The 18,026-nt window shown below is 70.3% G+C and carries 13 protein-coding genes; 1 reads left to right on the top strand and 12 read right to left on the bottom strand.

Annotation, left to right across the window (positions count from 1 at the left end; translation table 11 throughout):
* Positions 1-120 precede the first annotated feature (120 nt).
* The 12 genes from AB0H84_RS48275 to AB0H84_RS48220 all read right to left on the bottom strand — a co-directional run bounded on the left by AB0H84_RS48275 (position 121) and on the right by AB0H84_RS48220 (position 16,795).
* Complete coding sequence (locus AB0H84_RS48275; RefSeq protein ID WP_357620259.1) at positions 121-3,309, bottom strand: Rne/Rng family ribonuclease; 3,189 nt, start codon at positions 3,307-3,309, stop codon at positions 121-123.
* 144 nt (positions 3,310-3,453) lie between these two features.
* Positions 3,454-4,206, bottom strand: a complete 753-nt coding sequence (locus tag AB0H84_RS48270; RefSeq protein WP_357620257.1) for a TIGR03936 family radical SAM-associated protein — start codon at positions 4,204-4,206, stop codon at positions 3,454-3,456.
* Positions 4,207-4,359: 153 nt separating this feature from the next.
* The gene (locus tag AB0H84_RS48265) at positions 4,360-6,270 is read right to left on the bottom strand and encodes a TIGR03960 family B12-binding radical SAM protein (protein ID WP_357620255.1); all 1,911 of its coding nucleotides are present in this window, start codon (positions 6,268-6,270) and stop codon (positions 4,360-4,362) included.
* A gap of 68 nt (positions 6,271-6,338) precedes the next feature.
* Positions 6,339-7,505: a rod shape-determining protein RodA gene (gene rodA / locus AB0H84_RS48260; protein WP_357620253.1), complete on the bottom strand. Its 1,167-nt coding sequence runs from the start codon at positions 7,503-7,505 to the stop codon at positions 6,339-6,341.
* A gap of 430 nt (positions 7,506-7,935) precedes the next feature.
* Entirely contained in the window at positions 7,936-9,981 is a 2,046-nt protein-coding gene (gene mrdA, locus AB0H84_RS48255; protein WP_357620251.1) for a penicillin-binding protein 2, read from the bottom strand.
* A complete protein-coding gene (mreD, locus tag AB0H84_RS48250; protein ID WP_357620249.1) occupies positions 9,978-10,442 on the bottom strand; it encodes a rod shape-determining protein MreD in 465 nt (154 codons plus the stop codon). Before mreD ends, mrdA begins: the two co-directional genes overlap by 4 nt.
* 247 nt (positions 10,443-10,689) lie before the next feature.
* Entirely contained in the window at positions 10,690-11,568 is an 879-nt protein-coding gene (gene mreC / locus AB0H84_RS48245; protein ID WP_357620247.1) for a rod shape-determining protein MreC, read from the bottom strand.
* Positions 11,568-12,599 (bottom strand): rod shape-determining protein, encoded by a 1,032-nt coding sequence (locus AB0H84_RS48240; RefSeq protein ID WP_357620245.1) that lies wholly within the window; start codon positions 12,597-12,599, stop codon positions 11,568-11,570. The genes mreC and AB0H84_RS48240 overlap by 1 nt, the downstream gene beginning before the upstream one ends.
* 394 nt (positions 12,600-12,993) lie before the next feature.
* Positions 12,994-13,404, bottom strand: a complete 411-nt coding sequence (gene ndk / locus AB0H84_RS48235; RefSeq protein WP_357620243.1) for a nucleoside-diphosphate kinase — start codon at positions 13,402-13,404, stop codon at positions 12,994-12,996.
* 188 nt (positions 13,405-13,592) lie between these two features.
* Complete coding sequence (locus tag AB0H84_RS48230; protein WP_357620241.1) at positions 13,593-15,152, bottom strand: hypothetical protein; 1,560 nt, start codon at positions 15,150-15,152, stop codon at positions 13,593-13,595.
* 9 nt (positions 15,153-15,161) lie between these two features.
* Positions 15,162-15,503 carry a DUF4233 domain-containing protein gene (locus AB0H84_RS48225; protein WP_357620239.1) on the bottom strand — a complete coding sequence of 114 codons (342 nt, stop codon included), beginning with the start codon at positions 15,501-15,503 and terminating at the stop codon, positions 15,162-15,164.
* Positions 15,500-16,795 carry a folylpolyglutamate synthase/dihydrofolate synthase family protein gene (locus AB0H84_RS48220; RefSeq protein ID WP_357620366.1) on the bottom strand — a complete coding sequence of 432 codons (1,296 nt, stop codon included), beginning with the start codon at positions 16,793-16,795 and terminating at the stop codon, positions 15,500-15,502. Before AB0H84_RS48220 ends, AB0H84_RS48225 begins: the two co-directional genes overlap by 4 nt.
* 124 nt (positions 16,796-16,919) lie before the next feature.
* Between AB0H84_RS48220 and AB0H84_RS48215 the strand changes: the two genes are divergently transcribed.
* On the top strand, positions 16,920-17,927 hold the full coding sequence (locus AB0H84_RS48215; protein ID WP_357620237.1) for a hypothetical protein: 1,008 nt from the start codon (positions 16,920-16,922) through the stop codon (positions 17,925-17,927).
* Positions 17,928-18,026: the final 99 nt, after the last annotated feature.

The raw sequence follows: 18,026 nt of genomic DNA, 5'->3' as shown, positions 1-18,026 counted from the left end.
CAAACCGACGAACCGAGTAAGCGCGCCAACAGGGCACGTCACCTGACGCACCGATTGTCTAGGGTACCGGATCAGTGGCCCCTAGGCGAACCGGACGGAACGTCGGCAGCCTGCCGAGGGCTACTCGGCAGACTTGGCTCGGCGTGAGCGTCGCCGCCCTCTGCCGGAAGTCTGGCTGGCCTGGTCGTCCTCGGCCGGGACGTCTTCAAGCGCACCGGTCACGGTATCACGGCCGGAGGTGTCCTTGGCCGCGGACACCTTGTCGGAGACCGCCTTCTCGACCGCCATCTTCCCCTGCGTGCCGCGCGGCTCCGGCTTGGCCTCCACCGGCTCCGTGGAGATGAGCAGGCCACGGCCGTTGCAGCACTCGCACGGCGTCGAGAACGCCTCCAGCAGCCCCTGTCCGACCCGCTTACGCGTCATCTGGACCAGGCCCAGCGAGGTAACCTCGGCCACCTGGTGCTTGGTCCTGTCGCGGGCCAGGCACTCCAGCAGCCGCCGCAGCACGAGGTCGCGGTTGGACTCCAGCACCATGTCGATGAAGTCGATGACGATGATGCCGCCGATGTCACGCAGCCTGAGCTGGCGCACGATCTCCTCGGCCGCCTCCAGGTTGTTCCTGGTGACGGTCTCCTCGAGGTTGCCGCCCTGGCCGGTGAACTTGCCGGTGTTGACGTCGACGACGGTCATGGCCTCCGTACGGTCGATCACCAGCGAGCCGCCGCTGGGCAGCCACACCTTGCGATCGAGCGCCTTGCCGAGCTGCTCGTCGATCCGGTACGACTCGAACACGTCGCCCTGGCCGCCGTCCCACTTCGACAGGCGCTCGGCCAGATGCGGCGCGACGTACTTGACGTACTCGTCCACCGTGTCCCAGGCGTCGTCGCCCTGCACGACCAGCGAGGTGAAGTCCTCGTTGAAGACGTCACGCACGACCCTGATCGTCAGGTCGGGCTCGGCGGACAGCAGCTCGGGCGGGCTCGCCGACTTGGCCTTCTTCTGGATGTTCTCCCACTGGGCGGACAGCCGGGCCACGTCACGGGCCAGCTCGTCCTCCGAGGCGCCCTCGGCGGCGGTACGCACGATCACACCGGCGTTCTCCGGCATGACCTTCTTCAGGATGCTCTTGAGGCGCGTGCGCTCCTTGTCGGGCAGCTTGCGGCTGATCCCGGTCATCGACCCGTCGGGGACGTACACCAGGTAACGCCCCGGCAGGCTGATCTGCGACGTGAGGCGGGCGCCCTTGTGGCCGATCGGGTCCTTCGTGACCTGCACGAGCACCGACTGGCCCGACTTCAGCGCCGACTCGATGCGCTTGGGCTGGCCCTCGAGCCCGGCGGTGTCGAAGTTCACCTCGCCGGCGTACAGGACGGCGTTCCTGCCCTTGCCGATGTCCACGAACGCCGCCTCCATCGAGGGCAGCACGTTCTGGACCTTGCCGAGGTAGACGTTGCCGACGTAGGACTGGCTGGCCTCGCGGTTGACGTAGTGCTCGACGAGCACGCCATCCTCGAGGACCGCGATCTGCGTACGGTCGCCATGGCGGCGCACCACCATCATCCGGTCGACGGACTCGCGGCGGGCCAGGAACTCCGACTCCGTGATGATCGGCGGGCGCCGGCGCCCGAGCTCGCGTCCCTCGCGGCGGCGCTGCTTCTTGGCCTCCAGCCGGGTGGAGCCGCGCACGCTCTGCACGCCGTCGGTGGCGGTGTCGAGCGTGGCCGTACGGCCGGCGCGCGGCGCGCGGATGCGGACCACCGTGTTCGGCGGGTCGTCGCTGGCCGGCTCGGTGTCCGCGTCCGAACCCCGGCGGCGACGGCGACGGCGGCGGCGCGAGGAGGAGCCCTCATCCTCGTCCTGGGCGGCGCTCTCCTCGGCCGACTCCTCCTCGGAGTCCTCTTCCTGCTCGTCGCCCTCGTCGGCCTCGTCACGCTCACGCGACTTGCCGCGGCCCCGGCCACCGCGCCTGCGCCTGCGGCGCCGGCCCGTGCCTTCCTCCTCCTCCTGCTCGTCGGAGACGTCGGCGTCGGCCTCGTCCACGGTCGCCGACTCGTCGACGACTTCCTCGATCTCCTCGGGCTCGGGAGCGGGCTGCGGCTCGGGCCGCCGCGAGGCGGCGGGCTTGGCCTGGCTGGGATCGGGCGCCTGGAACAGCGGCGCGAAGATGGCCGCCGGACGCTGGAACATGGTGCCGGGCTCGTCCTGCCTGCGGGCGGTCAGCCCGAACGGGTCGGCGAGCAGGCTCGGGCGCACGGGATCCTCATCGAGGTCCTCGCCCGCGGGCTCGTCGTCGAGCGGCTCGTCCTCGGGCAGGATCTCCAGGATGTCGTCGTCATCCTGGCCACCGGACTCAGCCTTAGCGCCACCGGACTCAGCCTCTGCGCCGCCGGACTCGGCCTTCACACCACCGACGCGCGCCGCCTCGGGCTCGGCCTCACCGGCGCCAACCTCGGCACCATCCTGCGCGGCGGCCCCCTTGCCGGCCCGCGCTCGGGCAGCGCCCTTGCGGGCACCCGGCGCTCCGGCAGCGCCCTCACCGGCACCCTCGCCGTCGGTCACGGCTCCGGCGGCACCCTGGCCGCCTCCGGCCGCCGCCCCAACGGCGCTCTCGCCGCCACCGGCACCGGCCGCCGCCTCCGCGGCGCCGGACTCGTCGGCCACCGCCGCGGTCGTCACGGCTTCTTCCGCCTCCGCCTTCTTACGGGTCCTGCGCCGCTTCACCGGCTCGGCGGGCTCAGCGGGCGTCTCCCCCTCAGGGAGGGCTTCCGCGGCCTCCGCCTCGGCCTTCTTCGTCGTGGTACGGCGCCGCGTCGTCGTGGCGGTGGACCGGGTCCGCGTGGCTCTCTTGGGCTTCTCGGCCACCTCGTCGGCGGCCGCCTCCGCCACGGCCGCCTCGACCGGGCTCTCGGGCGCGGCAGGCACACCGGCATCCACCGCACCGGCAACGGCCCCGCCATCAGCCTGCGCGGCACCGTCAGGCGCCGTACCAGCAGAAGCAGCACCGGCGGAAGCGGCACCAGCGGGAACCGCGGCGGCTTCCTCGGCAGCCGCGGCGGCGGCCAGGATCTCGGGTGTCGGCTCGCCGGCCGCACGCTGCGCGGCGTTCGTCTGCACCGCCTGCACATTCGCCACGGAAGGCGCGGCCTGCGCGGCGGCAACGGTGACCGGAACGGAGGCCGGCTCGTCGGGCAGCTCCGGCGGCGGACCCGCGGGGCGGCTGGCGGAGCGGCGACGTGGGGTCACCTCGGGCTGTTCAATTGTCTCCCCGTCAGGGCCAATGGCCCCGGCGTTGGGCTCGTTCTCGAGCATGCGGGCGCTCTCCCGTCAGCTCCCGGGCGCGTCGCCGCGCCGCGCAGGAGCCCTCGTGTCTCGTTGTCCGCCGGCACCCCCGATGAGGAGGCACCGGCGCCAAGTCCTGTCAGCGGTCGTGCCCCACTCGCGCAGGGCGCTTCCTTAACCGGCGACGTGCTCACCCGCCGGTCCCGCCTCGCCGCCGCGCGTGGTATCGCGGTCCAGGTCGAGCGGGTCGGCAAGCGCACCGGTGCTGACGTCGAGCGGCCCCTGCGCCAGCCTGGTCACCTCGGGGGGAACCGGCGGCGCGAAGTCGGCCACAAGGCGCAGCCCTGTGAGCACATCGTCGGGTCGAACGGCAGGAGTCATGTGCCGAACAACCATGCGCAGTATGACACACGGTCCTCCAAGCACCTGAGCTGCGGTTCTGTCTGCTCCCTCGGACACCGTCAGCGCCAGGACGGCCTCGCGCGCGTCGAAGCGGCGGGGACCCTTCTTGGTGAGGCGCTCGACCTCCACGGCACCTTCCGCGAGGAACTTCTCCGCCGCCACCTCGGCGAGCTCGCGATCGGCACCGGGCAGCCGCACCTCCCACTCGGAGACCTCCAAGCGGTCGGCCAACGCCCCAGGACCCGCCTCCACAACGTCGAGCACATCGAGCCCAGGCGGCAGAGACCCGTCAAGGCCCCGCTTGATCTGCTCGGGGTCGCACGGCTTGGTGACACCGAGCTCGAGGTATTCGGCTTCGCTGGCGACACCGGTCGGCGCCGCGCCCGCGTAGGAGATCTTCGGGTGGGGCGAGAAGCCCGCGCTGTAGGCCACCGGAATGCCGGCACGGCGGACCGCTCTCTCAACGGCCCGCGAGATGTCGCGGTGGCTTGTGAAGCGCAGGCGGCCGCGCTTGGCGTAACGCACGCGAAGGCGCTGCACCGTGGGCGCGGGCGGAGGCCCTTCGGGAACAGGTTTCAGAGCTTGTCGTCCTTCCCTTGTAAGAGTTCCTTCGTCTCAGGATAAGCCGCCCTGACGCGTGTACGTGTACGCCGAGGCACGGGCTGCCCACTGAGCGCGCTAGACCACCGTAAGAGGAAGGAGTTTCCGCCCCGTGGGGCCGATCTGAATTTCCGTGCCCATCGTCGGGCAGACGCCGCAGTCGTAGCAAGGCGTCCAGCGGCAGTCTTCGACCTCACCGCCGGCGACGGCCTCCTGCCAGTCCTGCCAGAGCCATTCGCGGTCGAGCCCGGCGTCGAGGTGGTCCCACGGCAGGACCTCGTTCTCCTCACGCTCTCGCGTGGTGTACCAGTCGACGTCGACGCCGGCCTTCTCGGCCGCCGCCATCCAGCGCTCGTAGGAGAAGTGCTCGCTCCAGCCGTCGAACCTGCCGCCGTCCTCCCAGACGGCGCGGATCACGGCGCCCACCCGGCGGTCGCCGCGCGAGAGCAGGCCCTCCACGATCGAGGGCTTGCCGTCGTGGTAGCGGTAGCCGATGGCCCTGCCGTACTCCTTGTCGCCTCTGAGCGCCTCACGCAGCGCCTTGAGCCGCCGGTCGACGGTCTCGTGGTCGGCCTGACCCGCCCACTGGAACGGCGTGTGCGGCTTGGGCACGAAGCCGCCGATGGAGACCGTGCAGCGGATGTCGCGGCTGCCGGTCGCCTCACGGCCCGCCTTGATGACCTTCTTGGCCAGGTCGGCGATGCCGAGCACGTCCTCGTCCATCTCGGTGGGCAGCCCGCACATGAAGTAGAGCTTGACCTGGCGCCACCCCTGCGAATAGGCCGTGGTGACGGTGCGGATCAGATCTTCCTCGGTGACCATCTTGTTGATCACCTTGCGCATGCGCTCGGAGCCGCCCTCGGGCGCGAACGTCAGGCCCGAGCGCCTGCCGTTCCTGGAGAACTCGTTGGCCAGGTCGATGTTGAACGCGTCGACCCTGGTCGAGGGGAGCGACAGTGAGGTGTTGGTGCCCTCGTAGCGGTCGGCCAGGCCCTTGGCGACGTCGCCGATCTCGGAGTGGTCGGCCGACGACAGCGACAGCAGACCGACCTCGTTGAAGCCGGACTCCTTGATGCCGTTCTCGACCATGGCCCCGATCGTGGTGATCGAGCGCTCCCGCACCGGACGCGTGATCATGCCGGCCTGGCAGAAGCGGCAGCCGCGGGTGCAGCCGCGGAAGATCTCCACGCTGAACCGCTCGTGCACCGTCTCGGCCAGCGGGACCAGAGGCTTCTTCGGGTACGGCCACTCGTCGAGGTCCATCACGGTGTGCTTGTGCACCCGCCACGGCACGTCGGGCCTGTTGGGCGCGACGCGCTTGATGCGACCGTCCGGGTGGTAGTCGACGTCGTAGAACTTCGGGACATAGACCCCGCCGGACTCGGCGAGCCGCATCAGCAGCTCGTCGCGGCCGCCCGGCCTGCCCTCGGCCTTCCACTCGCGAATGACCTCGCTGATCGCGATGGAGATCTGCTCGCCGTCGCCGAGCACGGCCGCGTCCAGGAAGTCGGCGATCGGCTCGGGGTTGAAGGCCGCGTGGCCGCCGGCGAGCACGATCGGGTCGTCCTCACCCCGCTCCACGGCGAGCAGCGGGATGCCCGCCAGGTCGAGGGCGGTCAGCATGTTGGTGTAGCCGAGCTCGGTCGAGAACGACAGCCCGAGCACGTCGAAGGCACGCACCGGCCGGTGCGCGTCGACGGTGAACTGCGGTACGCCCTCGGCCCGCATGAGCGCCTCGAGGTCCGGCCAGACCGCGTACGTGCGCTCGGCCAGCGTGCGGGGCAGCTCGTTGAGGATCTCGTAGAGGATCGCCACGCCCTGGTTGGGCAGCCCGACCTCATAGGCGTCCGGGTACATCAGCGCCCACCGCACGTCGGCGGAGTCCCAGTCCTTGACGGTCGAGTTGAGCTCACCTCCGACGTACTGGATGGGCTTCTGCACCTTGGGCAGCAGCGCTTCCAGGCGGGGGAAAATCGACTCGACAGGCATACCGTCCAGCGTAGCGGCGGTCAGACGGTGGCCGGTCCGGGGATGTCGATGTCGTTGCCGCCGAGCACTCAATTGAACGACTGTCTTCGCACCCTGATGGCCTGAAGAAGCCCGATCGCGATGAGATTCGCGAACGTGGCGGTGCCGCCGTACGAGACGAACGGGAGCGGCAGCCCCGTGATGGGCATGATCCCGATCGTCATCCCCACATTGACGAACGTCTGGAACGCGAACCAGCACACGATCATCCCCGCGACCAGCGTCCCGAACCTGTCGTCGCACTGCCTGGCGATCTTCAGCCCGCGTATCAGCACCACCCCGAGCAGCAGCACGACCGTCACGGACCCGAGGAACCCGAACTCCTCCCCCGCCACCGTGAAGATGAAGTCGGTGTGCTGCTCGGGCACGAACCTGCCGGTGGTCTGCCCGCCGCCCAGCAGGCCCTTGCCGAGCAGCTGGCCGGAGCCGATGGCGATGATCGACTGCGTGCTGTTGTAGCCGACACCGCGCGGATCGACGCTCGGATCGACGAATGCCGTGAACCGCGCCACCTGGTACGGCTCGAGCAGCTGGAAGTAGAACACCGAGCACACCCCCGCCACCCCCAGCATCCCCAGCGCCACGATCCACCGCTTGCGCACCCCCGCGACGATGAGCCCGGCGGCCGTGATCACCGCCAGCACCAGCGCCGTCCCGAGGTCGGGCTGGAGCATCACCAGCCCCATCGTGACCAGCGCGGCGATGAGGGCCAGCCACACGTCGAGCCCGCGCGGCCGATCGCTGCCCTCTCCGGGCTGGGCCAGCAGCATCGCGATGATCAGCAGCAGCCCGACCTTGGCGAACTCGGACGGCTGCACCGCGAACCCCCCGCCGAGCAGGATCCACGAGTGCGACCCGTTGATGGTCGCGCCCAACGGCGTGATCACCAGGCCCAGCCCTATGAGCGAGACCACGTACACCACGGGCGCGTACGCCCGCATCGCGCGATGATCGACCATCGCCACGACGGCGCACAGCATCACGCCGATGACCTCGTTGAACACGTGCTTCTTGACCAGGCCCGTGGATCCCGGCGCCCAGGTCCTGGTGGAGGACCACACGAGCAGCGTCCCGATCACGCACAGCCCGGCCACCGCGACCAGCATCAGCCCGTCGAGCCTGCGCACCGTCGAGTTCTCGGCGGTCACCCGCCGCAGCAGCGAGGGCCGCCGGATGGCCGCCGCACGGTCGATCATCTCCGGCCCCCCGTCTCACCGGCCGCACGGCCGACCAGCCAGCCGACCGCGCACCCGACCACCCACCCGACGGCACAACCGACCACCCACCGCACGACCCCGCGCCCGGCCAACCGCCGCACGACCCGGCGACCGCCTGTCCACCGGCCACCGCCACGCCCACCGGCACCCGGGCCCCCACCACGGCCCGCCGCCACAGAGCCACCCTCATCCACGCTGCCCCCTGGCCCCCCGCCGGGCAGCCCGGTCTCCAGGGCGAAAGCGCTCACCCCCGGAGCACTCGTCCCCCGGGCGCCCACCCCCTGGCCACTCGTCTCCTGACCGTTCATCCCCTGGCTACTCGTCCCCAGGCCGCCCAGCCCCTGGCCACTCAGCCCCTGACCACTCATCCCTTGAGCGCCGAGCTCCTGGCCACTCATCCTCCGGGCGCTCATCCCCCGGCCACCGTTCCGTCAGGTGAGAACCGTGGCAGTCTCGTCGTGAGCTTCCCCCCGGGCACAGCCGGCGGCCGCTTGATGCCGTAAATCCCCTCGTAGATCTCGCGCACCGCGGGCGCCGCCGTCTCCGCGCCCATCCCGCCCTGCGAGACCATGACCACGACCACGTACTGCGGGTTGTTGGTCGGCGCGAACGACGCGAACCACGAGGTGTCCTTCTTGCCCCACACCTCCGCGGTACCGGTCTTGCCACCGATGCGCACCTTGTTCATGGGGAAGCCGGCAAAGGCCCCCGCGGCGGTGCCGTCGGAGGGAACGTCGCTCAGCGCGTTCTTGATGTACATGCGCTCCTTGTCGGAGATCGGCAGCTTGCCCACCACCGGCACGGGGATGGTCTTGACCACCGTGCCGTCGGGCCGCACCTGCGCCCACCCGATGCGCGGGCTGCGCAGCTTCCCGTCGCTCACCAGCGCCATGTACGCCCGCGCGAGCTGCATCGGCGTCACCAGCACGTCGCCCTGGCCGATGGCGAAGTTGGCCGAGTCACCCGGCCGGAGCAGGAACCCCTCGGTGCAGTTCTCCAGCGCCAGCCGCTTGAGGAACTCGGCCCGCGCCCGGTCCTTGACCTCCGGATACCCCTTGCGGGACCGCTCGCAGGTCACGGCGTTGGTCCGGTTCCAGAGGTCCTTCTTCCACGCCCGGTCGGGGATCCGCCCCGAGGACTCGCCAGGTAGGTCCACCCCGGTCGGGCTGCCGAACCCGAAGGCCCTGGCGGTGTTGGCGAAGATCTCCTTCGTGTCCTTCTTCGGGTTGCGCCCGCCGTCCTTGAGGTACTGCTCGTACGCGGCCCGGTAGAAGATCGTGTCGCACGACTTGACCAGCGCGGTGTGCAGGTTCATCGAGCCCAGCCCGATGCCGTGGAAGTTGTTGAAGGCGCGGTCGCCCACCATGTAGGAGCCGGGGCAGTCGTAGGTGCCGTTCAGCGGGTATCCGGAGCGCAGCATCGCCGCCACCGACGAGATCTTGAACGTCGAGCCGGGCGCGAACTGGCCGTTGATCGCCCTCGACACCAGCGGGTTGCCGGACTTGTCCGACAGCAGCCACTGGTAGCCGCGCGTAGAGATCCCGCCCGCCCAGATCGCCGGGTCGTACCCGGGCGCGCTGGCCAGCGCCACCACCCGTCCGGTACGCGCGTCGAGCACGACCCCCGCGCCTCCGTCGGCCCCTGGCGCGGACTTCATCGCCCTGGCCAGCGCCTTCTCCACCACGCCCTGCACCCGCGAGTCGATGCTGGTCACCAGATGGTCGCCGGGGACCGGCGTGATCTGCTCCTCGACCCCGAGCGCCTTGCCCATCCGGTCGACCTGGACCCTGCGCAGCCCCGACTTGCCACGCAGCGCGTCGTCGTAGACGTACTCGAGCCCGTCCCGCCCGGCCAGGTCCACCCCGGAGAAGCTGGCCTTCAGGCCCTCCCGCTTCTCCAGCTCCGCCTCGGTGACCGGCTGCAGGTAGCCGAGCATCTGCGCCCCGGCCCGCCCGCCGGGGTACTGCCGGACGGAGTGGATCTCCGCCGTCACCCCGGGAAACTCCTCCTGCCTCTCGAGGATCTGCAGCGCCTCCCGGGTGTCCACCTTCTCGTCCAGCGGGACCGGTTGGTACGGCGACCCCGTCCAGCACGGCTTGGACACCCCGGGCCCGCACGGCGTGATGCGCTGCTGCAGGTCCGTGACCGGCTTGCCGAGCACTCCCGACAACTTGCGCAGCACCGACAGACCGCCGTCGGGCATCCTGGTCAGCCTGGTCCTGTCCACGGAGACGACCAGCGCGGTCCTGTTGCGTACCAGCGGCCGCCCATGTGAGTCGAGGATCTGTCCGCGTACCGCAGGCACGATCACGGCCCGCGTCCTGGTCTCCGTCGCCCGGGTCACGAACTCCCGCCCGCGTACGACCTGCACCTGCCACAGCCGCACGGCCAGCACGACGAGCATCATCACCACGAGCACGTGCAACACCAGCAGCCTGGCCCGCATCCTGATCATGTCGAGAACCTCGCCTCCCTGCCGCGCGTGGTCAGCCAGATCACCAGGGGAGAGACGAGCAGCGTGTAGACGACGGTGACAGGCACCTGGTCGGTCAGCATCGACAGTGTCATCCGGGGATCGGAGAGAAGCTCGACCACGAACGCCGCCAGCAGGGGCGCCATCAGCACGCACAGCACCACCGTCGTCACCGGCCCGCCCGCGCCGCGCCCGGCGACATAGCCGACGACCGCCAGCACGAACGCGTACTGCCCCAGGAGATGAGCGGTGGGCGGCATGACGTCGGCGAGCAGCCCGGCACAGAACCCGAGCACCGCCCCGTAGGGCGCGCCCCGCCCCATGGCCGCGCCGATCACCGCCAGCAGCACGAGATCGGGAGCGCCCCCGCCCGGCAGGGACACCCGGTTGACCAGCATGACCTGCGCAAGCAAGGCCAGCAACACGGACAACCCGCCGATCACCGCGCCCCCTCCCGGGAACTCCTCACCATCCGGCCCCTGACCACCCGCACCGACATCCGCCTGGCACCGGGCGCAGCCGTAGAGCCCGCACCAGACGCCGCCACAGCCCCTCTCACGCACGCGTCATACGCGGACTGGATGGAACGCTCCACATGCCCCCTACAGGCGCCCACACGGCCGCCACAGCCCCAGCAGGCTCCATCCCATCCCTTCGGCGGCAAGAGCCGGGAGCCGGACCGCCTCCCGATCATCGCGATCCCTCCTTGGTCGGCTGCACCACGTCACGGGGGCTCCGCTGGGGTGCCGCCACCACCACACCCACCACGTCGAGCGCCGTCAGGTCCGCGTACGGCCGGGCGTACGCGATGCGCGTCAGCTCCCCTGGCGTCAGCTCCACCCGCTCGATCACCCCGATCGGCACGCCGGGCATGTACGGGCTGCCGTTCTGCGAGCCGAAGCTGACGATCCGCGCCCCCCGGGTCAACGGCGCCGTGGAGTCGAGAAGCCGGAACTGGACGAGCCGCCCGTGCTCCCCCACCCCGTGCACCACCCCGATCTCCCTGCCGCCCTCCAGCCGCGCCCCGGCGGCCGAGGCGGGGTCGCTGAGCAGCACGACCGTCGAGGTGTGCGGGGACGTGCGGATGACCCGCCCGACCAGCCCGTCGCCGTTGAGCACGGTCATCTCGGACCGGATCCCGTCGCTCGCGCCCGCGTCGATCTGTACGGCGTCCTCGAAGCCCGGCAGGCCGCGCCTGGCGACCACGTTGGCCGGCACCACCTTGAACCCAGCCGTCCCCGACAGCCCGAGCAGCTGTTTGAGCTCCTTGGAGCGGGTGGCGTCGAGCTTGCCTGCCACCAGTTCGTTGCGCAAGCGGGCGTTCTCCGCCTTGAGCGCGTCGATGCGCTCCTGGGCGCTCGGCGCGCTCACGACCGCGCTCACGAACCCTCCGACGGGCCGCACCAGCCCGCCACCGAACTGCTCCGCCGTGCCGAACACGTAGGCCGCCGCCGACCGCAGCGGCCTCAGCGGCGAGCTTCCCCCGGCACGGTGGTCGATGGTCAGGATGATCAGGGCCGCCATCAGCAGCCCTCCGAGGATCAGCCGGGCACGGCGCGAGTCCCTCATCAGTGTCGCGACTCCGGCACCAAGACCTGCTGGAGCGCCTCGAACTCCTCCGCGCACTTGCCGGAACCGATGGCCACCGAGTCGAGGGCGTTCTCGACGAGGTGCACGGGCATGCCCGTCTCGGCCTTGACCCGTTCGTCCAGCCCCTTGAGCAGGGCGCCCCCGCCGGTGAGCGCGATGCCGCGGTCCATGATGTCGCCGGACAGCTCGGGCGGGCACTTGTCGAGCGTGGTCTTGACGGCGTCGACGATCGCGTTGACCGGCTCCTCGATGGCCTTCCTGATCTCCCCGCTCGACACGACGATGGTCTTGGGCAACCCGCTGACCAGGTCACGCCCGCGGATCTCCGCGTGCGACTCCTCACCGTCCGGGGAGGCCGAGCCGATGGCTATCTTGATCTCCTCGGCGGTGCGCTCGCCGAGCATCAGGGAGAACTCCTTCTTGGCGAACGAGATCACCGCCTGGTCGAGCTCGTCGCCACCGATCCGGATCGACTGGCTGGTGACCACGCCGCCCATCGAGATGATCGCCACCTCGGTGGTGCCCCCGCCGATGTCGACCACCATGTTTCCGGTCGGCTCGTGCACCGGCAGACCGGCTCCGATGGCGGCCGCCATGGGCTCCTCGACGATGTAGACCTTCCTGGCGCCCGCCTGGTACCCGGCCTCCTTGACCGCGCGCTGCTCGACGCTGGTGATCCCGCTGGGCACGGCGATGATGATGCGCGGCTTGGCGAGGTGCCGGCGTCGGTGCACCCGTTGAATGAAATATCGCAGCATTCGCTCGGTGACGTCGAAGTCGGCGATCACGCCGTCCTTGAGCGGCCGGACGGCGACGATGTTGCCGGGCGTACGACCGATCATCCGCTTGGCCTCGATGCCAACGGCGACGATCTTGCCGGTGGCGGTGTTGATCGCTACGACTGACGGCTCGTTGAGGACGATGCCCCGGCCGCGCACGTAGACCAACGTGTTGGCGGTGCCCAGGTCGACCGCCATGTCACGGCCGAGAAACGCGAGCTTGCTGGCCATGGGGAACGGAGCCCTCCGTAACGTCGTTCGCGAATGACTACGGATCGAATTCGAATCGTAACGTGACGTACCCACCGAGGGGCGCAATGAGCCGTCGCGCCCCACAAAAATCTCCAGCCGCTACCTCAACCGCAATTTTGCCCGGATTGCACCACAACACCCGATCAGCTGCTGGAACGATCCAAAACGCCCACGCCCACGCTCATCTTCTTCCCACTTCACGTGCTGACTCTGCCAACCCTAGGGAGAACGGCCGACAAAACCGTGACACAACTTTCTCCACGAATCGGCGCCCGCACGCCAAGACCCCGCCAACCTACGGCAGGCCACCGACAAAAACACGCGCCCACGCAGCGGGAAGCTGCGCGGGCGCGACAGTGCGAACCGGGATCGCTCAGAAGCGGTCGGGGAAGAAGATCTTGATCTCCCTGGCGGCCGACTCCGGCGAGTCGGAGCCGTGCACGACGTTCTCGCCGATCTCGAGCGCGTGGTCGCCGCGGATCGTGCCGGGCGCCGACTTGACCGGGTCGGTGGCGCCGGCCAGCGCGCGGAAGGCCTCGACGGCGCGCGGGCCCTCGAGCACCAGGGCGACGAGCGGCCCGGAGGTGATGAACTCGACGAGCTCGCCGAAGAACGGCCGCTCGGAGTGCTCGGCGTAGTGCGCCTTGGCGGTGTCGGCGTCGAGGGTGCGCAGGTCCATCGCCACGACCTTGAGGCCCTTGCGCTCCACGCGCGAGATCACGTCACCGATGAGGCCGCGCTTAACCCCGTCAGGCTTGATCAGGACAAGAGTGCGCTCGGACACTTGGAGTTCTCCTTCGAACAGAGTGAGGGTCACGGCCACGGGCTCCCGGCCCGGCCGCGGATGCTTCGCGAGGACGGGCCCACGCGTCGCCGTGGCTCGGGGCCAGCTTACCGTCCCGCGCAGCCCACCCTGTTGCGCCGAAGGGCTTGCGGGGAGGCTGCACAGCGCGGCGAACGGCCCCAAGGCAGCTAAGAGGCGGCGGTGTCCTCCGGCGAATGGCCCTGGGGCGGCACGGCGGGCAGCGGACCGTCCTCACCATCGCCCTGCGGCGCCGGCTCGCCGAAGGCACCCGCGGGCGGCACGGAGGCCGGCGGCTCAGCGGGCGGATCGTCGTCATCGCTCTCCGCGACGACCGGCGTACCAGGACCGGCGCACGGAACGTGAGGCACGTTCCGCGCACTCCGCCGAGCCGTCACCGCGGCCAGCACGATGACCACGACCACGAGGAAACCGCCGACCAGCGCCCAGGAATGCAGGGCGCCGACAAAGCTGTCGACCAGCTCCTGGGCCGAGGAGACCCCGTTCAGCATGGCCATCTGCACGCCCGTACCGAGCAGGAAGCCCGCCAGCACGCCCGCGAGGCCGAGCGACAGCCCGAACACGGCGGCGCCGACACCCACTTCCTGCAGCGCCGACGTCAGCGCCACCGCCGCTCCCACGGCGAGCAGCGAGAACGGCACGACGAGCACCAGCCCGGCAGCGGACGGCACCATGAGCCGCACGGAGCACAGCCCGACGACCATGGCCAGCAGCCCCAGAGGCGCCAGCCACCGCGCGGACGCCCGGGCGAGCCGCCGCACCGCCACGGACGCGGCCACCGCGAGCAACCCTGCCACGCCGTAGGGAACCCAGAGCCCCTTGAGCCCGGGCCCGCCGAGCCCGCCCATCTCCACCATCGTCACCTGGGCCGCACTGGGCAGCAGCACGACGCCCACCGCCACCATGGAGTACGCCAGCGTGCGGCTCTCCGCCGTGCCGATCGAGGCCAGCGCCAGCAGCCCCGCGACCGCCAGCGCCGCCAGCAGCATCACCGGTACGGCCCGCCACTCCTCGGTCGCGGTGGCGATCCCCACGGCCGCGATGCCCGCCGCGGGCACGACGGCCAGCAGCAACCGGCTCCGCTCCCCGTCGTCGAACCCCGGCCCGTCGGGCCGCCCGAGCAGCATCCAGACGAGCACGTACGCGCCCGCCAGCGCCAGGGCGACCCCCGTCAGCATCGGGTACGGCTGCAGCGTGACCCTCCAGCTGCTCGCCTGGTCGAGCGGCCAGAGCGCCAGCGCCTGGGCCGCGAGCAGGCTCAAGCTGAACACACCCACCCACAGCGCCCGCAGCACCGGTCCGCGGCCCCAGACCGCGGCCAGCGTGGCCGGGACGACCATTCCCGAACCCACGCCGCGCAGCACTCGCACCGCTCCCACCATGAGCTCCGAGCCCGCGAAGCCACCGGCGGCATCCGACAGGGCCACCAGCAGGAGCCCGCCGAGCAGCACGTGGAGCACGGGCACCCGCCGCAGCACCACGGCCGCCAGCGGCACGGTCAGCATCAGCGCGGGCAGGGCGAGCCCGTGCGTGCGCATCAGGCCGACCTGGTCGATGCCGCCCGGCAGCAGCTTGGCGACGACGGAGAGCGTGTTGGGGATGGTGACGATGGCCAACGGCAGCGCGGCCACCACGAGCAGCCCGAGTGTCACGTCGAGCAGCCATGGCGACCTGAGGCCGGCCGACCGCTGGATCGGGGGGACGGTCATGCGCCGACTTTAGCGGGAAGTAGCGCCCTCGACACGGCGAGCGACGATAATCGCCGTAATCCACAGCGCCGTGAAGATCGCGCCGAGGAAGAACATGGTCGGGACGAGGAATCCCGTGCAGATCGCCAGCACCTGTACGACGCTGCCCAGAACGTAGCCGAAGGGCCTCTTGAGCAGGCCCGCCGCGACCACGCAGAGCACGGCGAGACCGATGCCGGCGGTCACGGCCAGCCCCGGCGCGACGCCGCCCACGGTGATCGCCACGGGCGTGGTCAGCCCCGCCACGATGGCCTCCATGCCGAGCACGCTCGCGCCCAATCGGCGCATGCCCGGAGTGACCTGAAAGTTCATCGCGAACCATCCGCTTTCAGCAGCTGCCGCGCGTCGCCCGCCGTGACGACGGACCCGGTGATCAACACACCCGTGCCGCTGAACTCCCCTTCGGCGTCGGCGATGCCGATCGCCTTGTCGATGGCGTCGTCGAGCCGGTCCACGATCTGTACGCGCTCCTCGCCGAACAGCGGCTCGGCCAGCGACGCCAGCTCCTCGGGCGACATCGACCTGGGCGAGGAGTTACGGGTGACGACGATCTCGTCGAGAATGGGCTCGAGCAGCTCGAGCAGCGCGTCGACGTCCTTGTCGCGCATGACGGCGACCACCCCGATGACCTTGGCGAAGTCGAACGCCTCGTGCAGCCCTTCCAGGGTCGCCTGCATGCCGCCCGGGTTGTGCGCCGCGTCGATCACGACCGTCGGCGTGCGCCGCACGACCTCCATACGCCCGGGCGAGGAGGCCTGCGCGAACGCCTGACGTACGAGATCGACGTCGAGCGGGTCGTCACCGCCGGTCAGCGCCTCGACGGCGGCCAGCGCGCAGGCGGCGTTGCTCGCCTGATGCGCGCCGTAGAGCGGCAGGTAGACCTCGTCGTAGACGCCCTTGAGCCCCCGCAGCGTGAGCAGCTGCCCGCCGATCGCCACCTCACGGCTGAGCACGCCGAACTCGAGGCCCTCACGGGCCACGACGGCCCCGACGTCCGCGGCCCGCCGCATCAGCACCTCCGCCGCGGCCAGCTCCTGCTGCGCGAGCACGGTGGTCGTGCCGGGCTTGATAATCCCGGCCTTCTCGGAGGCGATGCTGGGGATGTCGGGCCCGAGCCGGTCCATGTGGTCCAGCGAGATGGGCGTGATCACGGACACGGTCCCGTCGGCCACGTTCGTCGCGTCCCAGGACCCGCCCATGCCCGCCTCGATCACAGCGACGTCGACGGGCGTGTCGGCATACGCGGCGAACGCCATGGCGGTCAGCAGCTCGAAGAACTGGATGCGCCGGTGCCCCTGGCTGTCGGTCAGCTCGACGTAGGGCATGATCTCTTCGAAGACCTCTGCGAACCGCTCCTCGCTCAGCGGCTCCCCGTCCACGGTGATCCGCTCGCGCATCGATACGAGATGAGGGCTGGTGAATCGCCCCACCCTCAGATTGCGCTCCCTGAGCAGCACCTCGGTGAGCCGCGCCGTGCTCGTCTTGCCGTTGGTGCCGGCGATGTGTATGACCGGGTACGCCCGCTGCGGCGAGCCGAGCAGGTCAAGAAGGGCCGCGATCCTGTCGAGCGTCGGCTCGAAATCCCACTCGACGCCGCGCTCCATGATTGCGCGTTCGACCGCACGATAATCCACCCCTCAACCCTACTGACTGCCCGAAGCGCTCCCGCCCCGGGCGCCCGCGAACATCGCCGGTCTCCGTCGCATCCAACTCTCCAGGGAGGATGACATGAAGAGACCGATGGCGATCGCCGTCGTGGCGACGGGGGCCGTCACGATGCTGCTGACCGCCCTGATCCCGAGAGACCCGGCCGCCACAGCGCACTCCGCCGGCCCCGATCGCCCCCTTCAAGGACCGGCCGCGTACGCGTACCTCTGCCAGAGCGCCGCCACCGAAGGCCCGCAGGAGGAGTGCGCCGACTGGCGGATCGTGACCCGCGAGGGAAGGACCTGGGAGCTTACGGACGCCGATGGCGGCAACCCCGTCGATCTGAGCGCCGACGGCCGCCTCATCGCGTACGAAAGGGAAAGTGACCACCGCATCGTCGTCCGCGATCTCGTCAACGGCACGGTCCGCCCCATTCTCGAGAACGTGCCCGCGCAGACCATGCGGGAACTCACCGTCTCACCGAGGCTGCTGGACAACGGGCGGTGGCTGAGCGTCGAGTTCGAGGCCGACGACGGAGACGACGGCTCCCTACCGGCCGCCTTCATCACGCGGGTGGCCGACGGGCGGACGATCTGGCGATTGCCGCCGCACGCGACCTTGCTCCGCCTCGACATGTCAGGCAAGCGATTGATGGTCGAGGACGAGAATTCGCTCTCCGTGACGGACCCGTCAGGAACCACCACGGTCCCCTTGCCTCGCCGGCTACGTGTCGCCCAGGCTTCCGGCGCCCTGACTCCCGACGGGAAGCACCAGGCCGCGCAGGTCGTTGCCAGGAACTTCCCCGCCGGCGGCGCCGACATCCGCCCGGCCCGGCTGGTCACCATCGACACCGTGGCCGGCAAGGTCCTCCACGACATACGTCTCTCCCTGCCGCTGCCGGACAAGGCCGACCACTGCCACCCGAGCCAATGGCTGAGCGCCTCCGAAGTGCTCCTGAATTGCGGTACGGGCGAGCCGCACCACGAGATCATGTTCCGCGTCGACACGCGCACGGGGGCTCACACAAAGCTTCGGGAGGTGAAGCCACCGAAGGCTGGGCTCTTCGAACTCGTATGGGCTGAGGACTGACCGGGAACGCAAAAAGGGCCACCCTTCCGGATGGCCCTCTTCGACAAATATTGTGCGGCGGTGACCTACTCTCCCACACCCTCCCGAGTGCAGTACCAT

It is taken from the genome of Nonomuraea sp. NPDC050786, assembly GCF_040654115.1.
Taxonomy (GTDB): Bacteria; Actinomycetota; Actinomycetes; order Streptosporangiales; family Streptosporangiaceae; genus Nonomuraea.
The sequence above is the reverse complement of the archived record's forward strand: the minus strand, read 5'-3'. Positions and strand labels throughout refer to the sequence as shown.

Bases quoted from the DNA above. Each gene is read 5' to 3' on its own strand.
- AB0H84_RS48240 (WP_357620245.1), bottom strand. From the start codon at position 12,599: ATGGCCAGCAAGCTCGCGTTTCTCGGCCGTGACATGGCGGTCGACCTG.
- AB0H84_RS48215 (WP_357620237.1), top strand. From the start codon at position 16,920: ATGAAGAGACCGATGGCGATCGCCGTCGTGGCGACGGGGGCCGTCACG.
- AB0H84_RS48225 (WP_357620239.1), bottom strand. From the start codon at position 15,503: ATGAACTTTCAGGTCACTCCGGGCATGCGCCGATTGGGCGCGAGCGTG.
- mreC (WP_357620247.1), bottom strand. From the start codon at position 11,568: ATGAGGGACTCGCGCCGTGCCCGGCTGATCCTCGGAGGGCTGCTGATG.
- AB0H84_RS48220 (WP_357620366.1), bottom strand. From the start codon at position 16,795: ATGGAGCGCGGCGTCGAGTGGGATTTCGAGCCGACGCTCGACAGGATC.
- AB0H84_RS48265 (WP_357620255.1), bottom strand. From the start codon at position 6,270: ATGCCTGTCGAGTCGATTTTCCCCCGCCTGGAAGCGCTGCTGCCCAAG.
- AB0H84_RS48275 (WP_357620259.1), bottom strand. From the start codon at position 3,309: ATGCTCGAGAACGAGCCCAACGCCGGGGCCATTGGCCCTGACGGGGAG.
- rodA (WP_357620253.1), bottom strand. From the start codon at position 7,505: ATGATCGACCGTGCGGCGGCCATCCGGCGGCCCTCGCTGCTGCGGCGG.
- AB0H84_RS48230 (WP_357620241.1), bottom strand. From the start codon at position 15,152: ATGACCGTCCCCCCGATCCAGCGGTCGGCCGGCCTCAGGTCGCCATGG.
- mrdA (WP_357620251.1), bottom strand. From the start codon at position 9,981: ATGATCAGGATGCGGGCCAGGCTGCTGGTGTTGCACGTGCTCGTGGTG.